The organism is Colwellia sp. D2M02 (assembly GCF_018860755.1).
GTDB classification, from domain to species: domain Bacteria; phylum Pseudomonadota; class Gammaproteobacteria; order Enterobacterales; family Alteromonadaceae; genus Colwellia; species Colwellia asteriadis.
The window spans coordinates 1-11,801 of sequence record NZ_JAHKPW010000034.1 but is presented as its reverse complement, the minus strand read 5'-3'; the positions used below and the strand labels follow the sequence as shown (position 1 = coordinate 11,801).

The 11,801-nt window shown below is 40.7% G+C and carries 9 protein-coding genes and 1 tRNA gene; 8 read left to right on the top strand and 2 right to left on the bottom strand.

From position 1 onward, the window contains the following. Window positions 1-224: spondin domain-containing protein (locus tag KO495_RS05495; protein WP_215979393.1), on the bottom strand; the 224-nt coding region annotated here is incomplete at its 3' end. A gap of 231 nt (window positions 225-455) precedes the next feature. Between KO495_RS05495 and KO495_RS05490 the strand changes: the two genes are divergently transcribed. Continuing rightward, on the top strand, window positions 456-1,259 hold the full coding sequence (locus tag KO495_RS05490; protein ID WP_215979392.1) for an SDR family oxidoreductase: 804 nt from the start codon (window positions 456-458) through the stop codon (window positions 1,257-1,259). A 36-nt stretch (window positions 1,260-1,295) separates the two neighbouring features. On the opposite strand, the gene KO495_RS05485 is transcribed toward KO495_RS05490, so the two are convergent. Beyond that, complete coding sequence (locus KO495_RS05485; protein WP_215979391.1) at window positions 1,296-1,925, bottom strand: arylesterase; 630 nt, start codon at window positions 1,923-1,925, stop codon at window positions 1,296-1,298. Here KO495_RS05485 and KO495_RS05480 point away from each other — a divergent pair. The 7 genes from KO495_RS05480 to KO495_RS05450 all read left to right on the top strand — a co-directional run bounded on the left by KO495_RS05480 (window position 1,924) and on the right by KO495_RS05450 (window position 11,663). After that, entirely contained in the window at window positions 1,924-2,637 is a 714-nt protein-coding gene (locus KO495_RS05480; protein ID WP_215979390.1) for an ABC transporter ATP-binding protein, read from the top strand. The two genes, KO495_RS05485 and KO495_RS05480, sit on opposite strands and share 2 nt — an antisense overlap. Further along, window positions 2,627-5,143 (top strand): FtsX-like permease family protein, encoded by a 2,517-nt coding sequence (locus KO495_RS05475; protein ID WP_215979389.1) that lies wholly within the window; start codon window positions 2,627-2,629, stop codon window positions 5,141-5,143. Before KO495_RS05480 ends, KO495_RS05475 begins: the two co-directional genes overlap by 11 nt. A gap of 202 nt (window positions 5,144-5,345) precedes the next feature. Next, window positions 5,346-6,509 (top strand): TDT family transporter, encoded by a 1,164-nt coding sequence (locus tag KO495_RS05470; RefSeq protein WP_354668368.1) that lies wholly within the window; start codon window positions 5,346-5,348, stop codon window positions 6,507-6,509. A 150-nt stretch (window positions 6,510-6,659) separates the two neighbouring features. Beyond that, a complete protein-coding gene (locus tag KO495_RS05465) occupies window positions 6,660-6,962 on the top strand; it encodes a YkgJ family cysteine cluster protein (protein ID WP_215979388.1) in 303 nt (100 codons plus the stop codon). A 256-nt stretch (window positions 6,963-7,218) separates the two neighbouring features. After that, window positions 7,219-10,434 carry an amidohydrolase family protein gene (locus KO495_RS05460; protein ID WP_215979394.1) on the top strand — a complete coding sequence of 1,072 codons (3,216 nt, stop codon included), beginning with the start codon at window positions 7,219-7,221 and terminating at the stop codon, window positions 10,432-10,434. Between the two features lie 139 nt (window positions 10,435-10,573). Continuing rightward, window positions 10,574-11,377 carry an MOSC N-terminal beta barrel domain-containing protein gene (locus KO495_RS05455; protein WP_215979387.1) on the top strand — a complete coding sequence of 268 codons (804 nt, stop codon included), beginning with the start codon at window positions 10,574-10,576 and terminating at the stop codon, window positions 11,375-11,377. A 195-nt stretch (window positions 11,378-11,572) separates the two neighbouring features. Further along, window positions 11,573-11,663: transfer RNA gene (locus KO495_RS05450), tRNA-Ser, on the top strand. Window positions 11,664-11,801 lie beyond the last annotated feature (138 nt).

The window sequence follows — 11,801 nt, the reverse complement described above, 5'->3', positions numbered from 1 at the left end:
GCAAGGCCAGTAATATTACCACCTTCAGCCATTGCCTGTAATTCAGATGTTGCTGCTGTACCAGACATAAATAGCTGGCTGTCGCCATTATGTGCGGCCACTAAAAGTGGCGTGAAATAAATACCTTGCGTTAAATTAGTGATTTTAATATCAAGTGAAGCTGATGAGGCTTGTTGGCTAGCAAAAGCTAATAGGCTGGTGAGTAATAATGGCGTTACTTTCATGTTGTTTTCCTTTTTAGTGAACGTATAAAATCATGGGTACGAAAAAGAGTATGCAAAACAACTATCAAGAAAGGCTCACGGAGTTATCACATTTGTATCACAATTTATCGCTGATTTTGTCACAGTGATAAAGTGACAGCCGTATTGATTTTGCCCCGATTAATGTAAAACTAGCGATAAATAGTTAAAATGACCAAACGTTATTTTACACCAACACAAAAGGACTCGTTAATGACAAGGCTTTTAGGGAAAACTATTGTAATTACTGGCGCTGCTCGTGGTATTGGGCAAGCAACAGCAGCACTATTTGCACAAAATGGCGCAACCGTCATCATTACAGATATTAACGATGAACTTGGTCAACAAGTTGCTGCAGATATTGGTGATAAAGCAAAATACTTTCATTTAGATGTTGCCCAAGAAGCGCATTGGGAAAAGCTGTCAGCAATACTCATTGAGGAATATGGGCAAATTGATGGTCTGGTTAATAATGCGGGTATAACGGGATTTTTTGAATCTGAGGGACCACACGACCCTGAAAACTTACACCTTGATAGTTGGCATAAAGTACATCGCACTAACCTTGATGGTGTCGCCTTAGGTTGTAAATATGGTATTCAACTGATGAAGTCAGCCGTAAGTGCTAGCATTGTGAATATTTCATCACGCTCAGGCATGGTCGGTATTCCAGGCGCCTGTGCTTACGCTTCAAGTAAAGCGGCGGTGAGAAATCATACTAAGTCAGTGGCGCTATATTGCGCTGAGCAAGGTTATGCTATTCGTTGTAACTCTATTCATCCAGGAGCCATTTTAACGCCTATGTGGGATGCGATGTTAGGTGAAGGTGCGGCCAGAGAGCAGGCAATTAACCAAGTAGCAAAAGATATACCATTGCAAAAAATGGGGGAGCCAAACGATGTTGCTTATGCCGCATTATATTTGATCTCTAATGAGTCAAATTATGTCACGGGCATTGAGCTCAATATTGATGGTGGAATTTTAGCTGGCAGCAGTGCTACGCCAAGTAAAAACTAATTTACTTGGTGTTAACCAAAATGATTATTGTAAAGCTTATTGCTGTAGCCATTTATCAATTTCAAGTGACATAAAGTCACGAATAATAAGCTGAGCTTTGGCATTAGGGTGTAAGTTATCATCTTGCATTAAACTTGGCTCAATGGCGATATCGAGCATAAAGTAAGGCATTAAATAACTATTGGTTTCATTAGTAACTTTGCCATAACTGTCAGCAAACATTTTGCTATATCGTGGCCCTAAATTAGGAGGTATTTGTATTGCCATTACCGCAACTTTAGCGCCCGCTGCTTGGCTTTTAGTGATAAGCTCGGTTAAATGTTTTTGCAGTATGCTAACAGGAAATCCGCGAATACCATCATTGCCGCCTAATTCAATTAATACATGACTGGGTTGGTGCGCCTCAAGCCATGCGTCTATTTTCAATATGGCATTGTCAGTGGTTTGACCGCTAATTGCGGTATTAATTAAAGTGATCTGTTTATTCTGGGCATCGTATTCATTTTGTAACAAATGAACCCAGTCTTGGTCTTGCTTAAGCCCGTAACCAGCGCTTAAGCTATCGCCTATCAGTAAAATCTTAGTTGAGGTTTCGCTTGAAAAAGTAGAAAAACTCGAAAAGGTTAGTAATAAAATAAATAAAAATTTTAGGGAAAAATAATTCATGTCAGCTCTTTCTCAGTTAAATGTAATTCAGGTTGCTGGGCTTACTAAACGCGTAAGTACCCTTGAAGGAAGCCTAACTATCCTTAGTGATATTAACTTCGCTGTCAAGTCAGGTGAGTCGGTTGCTATTGTTGGTGCTTCTGGCTCAGGTAAGTCAACCTTGCTTAGCTTACTTGCCGGTTTAGATATTGCAACCGCAGGAGAAATCCACCTTGATGGCGACGCATTAAGCACCTTAGATGAAGAAGCTAGAGCACGAGTAAGGGCTGAAAAAGTTGGCTTTGTATTTCAATCATTTATGTTAGTGCAAAGCTTAACCGCACTTGAAAACGTGATGTTACCTGCGGAATTAGCAGGGGATCATGACGCTAAACAACAAGCTGTCGATTTACTTGAAAAGGTAGGCTTGTCGCATCGCCTTGAACATTACCCATCGCAATTATCTGGCGGTGAACAACAACGTGTCGCTATTGCCCGTGCGTTTATTGGCTCTCCTAAAATACTCTTTGCCGATGAGCCATCCGCTAACCTTGATAGTAAAAATGGTCATTTAATTGAAAAGCTGTTATTTGACTTAAACAAGCAAAATGGCACTACACTGATTTTAGTGACACATGACGAGCAACTTGCCCAGCAATGCCAGCGTATTTTACATATAGAAGCTGGCGCACTAGAAAATATTAGCCAAGGGGTAACGGCCAATGTGGGTTAAATTAGCCTTTAAGTTATTTGCTAGAGAATTTCGCCGCGGTGAATTAACCATTATTTTTGCCGCAATTGCGCTGGCGGTATTAACTGTATTTAGTTTGTCGTCAGTCACTGAACGTATCGGTTTAAATATCGAGCAAAAAACCAGTGACTTTATTGCCGCAGACCGACGCCTTTCCAGTAATCACAACTTTGATCCCGCTTTACTTGAAAGCGCCACAGGTTATGGTTTAGAAACCGCGCAATTACTGTTTTTTGATTCAATGCTTTTCGCTAATGATGAGTTAGTGCTAGGGTCAATCAAAGCGGTGACTTCATCATACCCACTCAGAGGGAAAGTCATCGTTAAAGACAGTTTAACTAGCGAGGCTTACGAAGCGCAAAGCGTTCCAGCCTCAGGTAATGTTTGGTTAAGTGAGGGGATGTTTTATACCTTAAATGTTGATGTTGGTAGTACCGTTGAAGTCGGTGCAGGAGTTTTTACGGTCAGTAAAGTATTAGTAAGCGAACCTGATGCGCCGTTTTTCTCATTGTCGGGTAACAAGCGCGTTTTGCTCAACTATCAAGATATTGGCTTAACACAAGCGGTTCAGCCTGCTAGTCGCGTATTTCATCGTTTACTTTTTGCAGGTACTGACCAGCAACTTACCGACTATTACCAATGGTTAAAACCACAACTAAAAAGTAATCAAAACTGGCAAGGGATCAAAGACAGGCAATCACCATTGGGGGAAAATTTAGAGCGCTCAGAGCGTTTTTTACTCCTTGCTGGTTTATTTGGCATTATGCTCGCAGCGGTTGCCATGGCGGTTTCAGCAAAGCGCTATTGTGAGCGACAGTACGACCCAGTAGCCATGATGAAAACACTCGGTGGTAGTCGTCAGGTTATTCGCAATATATTTTTATTACATTTAACTTTAGTTACCGTCTTTTCAATTGTAGCGGGTTTAGCGATAGGCTTTGTATTACAACATATTGGCGCAAACTACTTAGCGCAATTTATGGGCACTGAGCTACCCGCAGCAGGGCTAAGACCTTGGTTACTCTCTGCATTTATTGGTGTTGTTTGCGCACTCATGTTCTCACTTAAGCCGTTACTCGACTTATTTGATATTCCACCACTTAGGGTATTGCGTCGTAATTTAGGTGATACCTTAGCAATTAGCCGTTTGCATATTGCTTTTTCATTAATCACTATTTTTGTATTAATGTGGCTCTTTAGCGGCGCGTTAGTAACCACGCTGATTTTGTTTGCTTCAACATTACTGGTTATTGTTATTTTATTTGGCTTATCACGCTTGTTATTTGCAGCAGGTAGAAAAATGGGATTACGCCCAGGCTCAAGTTGGTCATTAGCCATTGCTACGTTACAAAAACGCGCTAACGCTAATGCTATTCAATTAATTAGTTTTGCTTTGGCGATTAAATTAATGTTGTTTTTAGTGGTATTGAAAAACGACATGATTTCAGACTGGCAAATGCAAGTGCCTGCAGATGCACCCAATATGTTTATTATTAATATTGCAGAGCAAGAAGTTGCGCCACTACAACAATTTTTTGAAGAAAAAGAAATTCCTCACGAAGCTTTTTACCCTGTATTCACCGGTCGTATTGATGCGGTTAACGATGAAGCGTTTGCGCGCAGAGTATCAAAACAAGAAGGCGAGGAGCAAGATGAAGAAGCGCGCCGTGGCGTTAATCGCGAGCCTAACCTCACTTGGTTAACAACGCTGCCAGAGGGCAATGAAATTATTGAAGGGCAGTGGTTTAGCGATACTAGCAGTGATAACCAAGGTGAAATAGAAGTATCAGTATTTGATGGCTGGCGTGATGCATTAGACTTAAAGTTGGGTGACACTATTACTATTTTGGTTAATGCACAGCAAATTAAAGCTAAAGTAACCAGTTTTAGAACGGTTGACTGGGGCACAATAAAACCTAATTTTGTGATGATATTAAGCCCTAATATGGCGGGTAAAATTCCAGTTACTTACTTTAGTGCCGCGCAATTGCAAGATAAGCACACTAAAGCAGTTAGCCAATTATTACAGCGCTATCCAACTATTAGTATGATAGATATTAAAGCACGACTTGAGCAAGCTCAGTCTATTATTGCGCAAGTATCACTCGCCATAGGTTTTGTATTATCAATTGTTTTGGTCAGTGGTGCTTTGGTGCTTATTTCGCAAGTACAGGCAAGTTTAGCTGAGCGCATGCAAGAAGTGGTTATTTTAAGAACTTTAGGTGCTCGAGGGCGCTTAATTAAGCTAGCCACTTTGTATGAGTTTTTATTATTAGGAGCCATTGCTGGTTTAGTAGCGGCCATTGTTAGCGATATCGCCTTGCTGATTATTCAACAGCAATTGTTTAGTGTTGCAGGGCGACTACATCCTTATATTTGGATTTTAGGACCGATAACGGGGGCATTATTTGTTGCCGCAATAGGTTATTTTATGGTTGCTAATACTATGCGCCAAAATACCCAAGGTTTATTAAGAAAAATAGCGTAAGTAACAGTAATTACACTTATACCATAGAGAATACAGCAATAAACCCTTAAATTTAGCGCCAAAAGAGTTAATCTTGCGGCGCTTTTTTATTGCTGTTATTTATGTTTTTCAGCCCGCCAGTAATTATTTGCTGTGCTACTGGCTTATCAAGCGTATCATTAACGCATAAGTTGTATGAGCTGTATAAGTTATAGGGGATGTTGTGCCAACAAAAGAACAATCAGTTAATAACGAGGCCGTAAAAGAGGTTGTAACGGCCAGTATTGAGCCAGAATTTAATAAAGAAATAGGACCCAATTGGTTTGCCTCGGTTATGGGCACTGGCATTATTGCCAATGCTGCAGTTGGTTTGCCCATTATTGGTGACAGCTTAACGGTTTTTGGTATTACGGTATGGTTGTTAGCTTCGTTAATGCTCGTTGTTATGTTAGCGATTAAAATCGTTCAAACAATTCGCCAACCGCATATTATTAAACGACAATTTAACGATCCCATTATGGCGCAATTTTTTGGCGCGCCTCCTATGGCGTTATTAACCGTTGCTGGTGGTGCCTTGTTGTTCGGACATTTTATTATGCCGCAACCAAGTGCTTTGACTATTGCTTGGGTTTTATGGAGCTTTGGCACTTTAGGCGGTTTAATTACCGCGGTACTTATTCCGTTTCGCCTGTTTACCCATCATCAAGTACGCAGTGATGGCGCATTTGGTGGCTGGCTAATGCCTATTGTGCCACCAATGGTTTCTGCCGCTATTGGCGCTATGTTAATTGAGCACACACAAAGTTTAGTATTACAGCAAACCTTACTGTATGGCTGTTATGCTATGTTTGGTGTAAGTTTATTAGGGGCGATGATCGTTATTACCCTGATTTGGAGTCGACTGGCACATTCTGGAAGCTCGGGCAGTGCGCGTGTTCCAACACTGTGGATTGTACTTGGTCCGTTAGGGCAATCAATTACCGCAGCAGGCTTGTTAGGTACAGCGGCAATCATGGTGGTTGAACCAACGCTAGCCAGCGCTTTAAATGTTATGGCGGTACTTTATGGTGTGCCAATTTGGGGTTTTGCCGTTTTCTGGTCAGTGTTAGCAACCCTGTTAACAATGCGAGCTTTACGCCAAAAAATGCCTTTTGCCTTAACATGGTGGGCTTTTACCTTTCCTGTTGGTACTTGTGTTACAGGAACCACACAACTAGCGCTACATACTGGGCTTCCTGCCTTTGAATGGGCGGCTATTATCCTTTTTGGTGCACTTATCTTTGCGTGGTTTATTGCCGCAATAGGAACTATAAAGGGCATAAAAACCGGTAATATTACTAAAAACCCCTTAACCACACCGATTATTATCGCTAAAAAAGGTCCTTAACTTTTATATGATGTATTGATTCGCACCAAGCATTCGCCAGTAATAAGTACAAGCATTAGTTGTCTTTAGGTTAATCGTGTAAACTAAGCGCTCTTTCAGCGATTAAAGCTATTATATTTATGCTTGTTCTCTCTTTATACGCGCTCAATAATGAGCATTAATATTGTTAATGTTACGCCAGTAACTCCTCAGCTTGAGGTCAGTTGTAGTAATTGTGCCGCCTGCTGTTGTCGCCTAGAAGTTATGCTATTAAGTGAAACCGGTGTACCTAATGCGCATATTCGTGTTGATGAATACGGCGGTGAAACCATGAAACGTCTTGATGATGGTTGGTGCTCAGCACTCGATCGCGATACCATGATGTGCACTATTTATGAAAATCGCCCTTGGGTGTGTCGTATTTTTGAAATGGCATCCCCGGAGTGTATTGAAGAGCGTGACGAACATTTATAATTCCCACTCCTTATCTTTTGCCTGACTCGGTAATACTATTATTTGCTGTTTACCTTAGTTTACGGTTACTTGGTCTTAAATAACAAAAGACTCGCTGCGCTAGGTCTGCCATTATCTCCTTATTTACTCTATAGTTTGTACTTTGCATAGTATACGTTGATTCAATAGCCATGCTTACAATCAACGTAACAACTAAAATAGTTAACACCAAAAATAACCCAACATTATAGTGGATGTCAGCATGTCTAAAATTCATATTAAAAAATCCCTTATCGCTTTATCACTAGCGCTTGCTTTTAATGGCGCTAATGCGATTGCCTCTGAAGATACCAAAGCTGAGCCAGCTAAATGGTCTGTTAACGAGCCGCAAGGACAGTTCCTCAATGCTAATATTGATGTAACTTCAGGTACATGGATGAATATTGATATCAGCCCAGACGGTAAAACAATAGTTTTTGATTTACTTGGTGATATTTATACCTTACCAATTAGCGGTGGTGAAGCAACCGCGCTAATGACGGATATTGCGTGGCAAATGCAACCAAAATTTAGCCCCGATGGTAAACATATTGCTTTTACTTCTGATGAAGATGGCGGTGATAACCTCTGGATAATGAATACCGACGGCAGCAATGCCGCCCCCGTAAGTAAAGAAACTTTTCGTTTACTTAATAGCCCAGCATGGTCTCCCGATGGTGATTACTTAGTAGGGCGTAAGCATTTTACAGGCACTCGCTCACTGGGTGCAGGTGAAGTATGGCTTTATCATAAAACAGGTGGCAGTGGCGTTAAGTTAACGACCCGTGCTAATGATCAAAAAGATTTAGGTGAACCTGCGTATTCTCCCGATGGTAAATATGTTTATTTCTCACAAGATGCAACACCAGGTAAAACTTTCCATTACAGTAAAGATTCGGTCAAAGGTATTTATAAAATTAAACGCCTTGAGTTAGAAACCGGTGAAATTAAAACGATAATTTCAGGTAAGGGCGGCGCTATTAGACCAACACCATCACCAGATGGTAAATACTTAGCATTTATCAGCCGTGACGATTTTGATTCAAATTTATATTTATATAATCTTGAAAGCGGTGAAGAAACCTTAGTTTACCAAGGTTTAGAGCGCGATATGCAAGAGACTTGGGCGATTCATGGTGTTTACCCAACACTGGCTTGGACGCCAAATAATAAAGGCATTGTTTTTTGGGCTGGCGGTAAAATACATCATTTAGATCTAGCGAAAAAAGCGGCGAAAGAAATTCCATTTCATGTCAAAACCACTAAAAAAATTCAACAAGCATTACGCTTTCAACAAGACATAGATCAAAATAACTTTGATGTGAAAATGCTACGAGACGTTGAAATATCGCCTGATGGTAAAAAAGTAGTTTTTGAGTCAATGGGCAATATTTATATTCGCACCTTAAGTAATGGCAAAACTAAGCGCTTAACGAGACAAAAAGATCATGTTGAACTCAACCCAAGTTTCTCTCGTGACGGTAAAAAAATTGTTTATGTTACTTGGGATGATAAAGCGTTAGGAAAAATTAGAACGGTTTCTGCCCGTGGTGGCAAAGGTAAAGTTATTTCGAGCGCACCGGGTAAATATATTGAACCAAGCTTTTCACCTGATGGTAGCAAGGTAGTTTATCGAAAAGTCAGCGGTGGTAGTATTTTAAATCCAAACTGGGGATTAGCGCCGGGTATTTATGTGATGTCAGCAAAAGGTGGGGAGCCTACCTTAGTGACTGACAACGGGTTAAAACCACACTTTGGTAGTGATTCAGATAGAATTTATGTAACGCGTAACGGTGAAAAAACTAACCTAACCCGTATAGACCTTGACGGACAGAATGAAACAACATTGTATCAAGGAAAATTCACCACAGAGTTTAGCGTATCACCTAATGGCAAGTATTTAGCGTTTAGTGAGCGCTTTAAAGTGTTTGTTACGCCACTAGTTGAACGTGGCAGTGTTATAGAAACGGGGCCAAAAGCTAAAAATTTACCCGTAAAACAATTGTCAGTTAGAGCGGGCGAAGGAATTAATTGGAATGGTAACTCGAGTGAAATTTACTGGAGTTTAGGTGCAGATTTATATCAAGCAAGCGCTAAAGATTTATTCGCGCTTAGTGCTTCTGAAAAAGATAACGCTGACAGTGACAACAGCAAAAAAGCTAAAACTGAAGCGGTTAAATCCACTTATTTAGGCTTTACGCAAAAAGCAGATAAACCATCAGGAAAAGTTGCTTTTGTTGGCGGTAAAGTGATCACCATGGAAGGCATGGAGGTTATTGATAACGGTGTCGTTATTGTTGAAGGGAATAAAATAATCAGTGTCGGTAATAGTGACCTTAGTATTCCAAGCGATGCTACTGTTATTGATATTCAGGGTAAAAGCATTATGCCAGGCTTAGTTGACGCCCATGCTCACGGCTCACAAGCAAGTAATGAAATTATTCCACAGCAAAACTGGAAAAACTATGCTGGTTTAGCGTTAGGGGTAACTACTATTCATGATCCGTCGAACGACACGACTGAATTTTTTGCTGCCAGTGAAATGCAAAAAGCGGGTAAAATAGTTGCGCCGCGTCTGTTTTCAACGGGAACGATTTTATACGGTGCAACCGTTGCTGGATATACCGCACATGTTGATAGTTTAGATGACGCAAAATTTCATATTGAGCGTTTACAAAAAGCCGGCGCGTTTAGTGTAAAGAGCTACAACCAACCACGTCGTAACCAACGTCAACAATTTATACAAGCAGCTCGTGAAGCTAAAATGATGGTAGTACCTGAAGGCGGATCATTATTACAACATAACTTAACGATGTTAGTTGATGGCCATACCACGTTAGAGCACTCAATTCCTGCCGCTAATATTTACAGCGACATTAAACAGTTGTGGCAGCAATCAGCAATGGCATATACGCCAACGTTAGGGGTTGCCTATGGTGGTATTTGGGGGGAAAACTACTGGTACGATAAAACACAAGTTTGGCGTCATCCACGTTTAAGTCAATATGTACCGAGCGAAACTTTGGAGCCTCGCTCAATGCGTCGTCCTACTGCGCCGCACAATCACTACAACCATATTAATGTTGCTGCTACCGCGAAAGAGTTACAAGACTTAGGTGTACATGTTAATGCTGGTGGTCATGGTCAGCGTGAAGGTTTAGCGATGCACTGGGAAATGTGGATGATGGCACAAGGCGGTATGTCACCGTTGCAAGCGATTAAAACCGCCACCATTTCATCGGCGACCTCGTTAGGTCTAGATAACAGCATTGGTTCAATTAAAGCGGGTAAACTGGCTGACTTAATTGTTGTTGATGGTGATGTTAGCCAAGATATTCGCCTAAGTGATAAAGTGAGCTATACCATGATAAATGGTCGCTTATATAACGCTGAAACCATGAATGAAGTGGGTAATTACGATAATAAGCGTGAAAAGTTCTACTTTGAAAAGTAGCACTGCTACTATAAAGCCATTGGCTTTATAGTTAGTCAATAAAAGCCGCAAGTATTAATGTACTCGCGGCTTTTTTAGTATTAACCTTTACTCAGTAAAATAGTTATCGGTATAACTGTGTAAAAATTAAGGAGTTAATATGGTTACGGTTAGTCAGTTATGGCAATACCCATTTAAATCAGGCAAGGGAATATCATTACAAACAGCACGCTTTGATGAGGAAGGGTTATGTGGTGATCGCCGTCTAGTCGCGTTGGATAAAAGTGGTTTGTTTATAACTGCGCGTAAATATCCGCAACTGTTGCAATTATCTTGCACTCAAGTCAGCGATGGCTGGTTACTAAAACACCCACAAGTGAGTAACGACTGTTTTATTTCAGCTAATAGTATAAATTCAGCGACCATAGTTACCGGAAAGTTATGGCGTGACGAATTACAAGCTATTGATGGCGGACACGAAGCGAGTGCATGGCTCAGTGCTGCTTTAGGTATAACCGTGACCATTGCGCTATGGCAAAAGCACGCACGGGTTTCTGGCAAGTATCAACTTGAAACCAACTTTTCTGACGCAGCGCCATTACTTATTACCACTGAAGCGAGTTTATTAGCCGCATCAACATTTGCCAACATTGCACCAGACATGCGTCGTTTTCGACCTAATATAGTCCTTAGTGGTTGTGACGCTTTTGCAGAAGAGGGCTGGCAACAACTTAAAATAGGACAGGTAACTTTTACGTTACTAGATACCTGTGTTAGGTGTATTTTAACAACCCGTGATCCTGAAACCGGCACTGCACATCCTGACAAACAACCACTACGTGCATTAAAGCAATATCACACGAATGAACAAAAGCAGCCAATTTTTGGCGTAAACGCTAAGCTTTTAATGCCGATAATAAGTAATGCAGAAATAACTATTGGCGATGAAGTTACACTAGATTAAAGCGCTTACTTTGCGGATAAGCTGATGAACTGGCGACAATAGCCCTCTATTTGAGCGATTTTTGTTGTTGAAATAAACAATTGAATTTAATTTTAATTTTTCTTCATTTATCCCTTTACAAGTTAGCTTTAAGTATTTAATATTCGCCTCGTCTTCAGGCAAGCATTGTTTAACAACGTTAACTGATTACAACTCGGTGAGATGGCTGAGTGGTCGAAAGCACCGGTCTTGAAAACCGGCATGGGTTTGTAGCCCATCTAGGGTTCAAATCCCTATCTCACCGCCACATAATGATAAGCCGCTATATTAATTTATAGCGGCTTTTTCTTATTGGAGCTTATCTAAAAATTAGACTTTACTTAACCTGAACTCGGTTTAAGAGATATTTAACAAATTGAAATATCATCAAAAATTATTTTTCTGC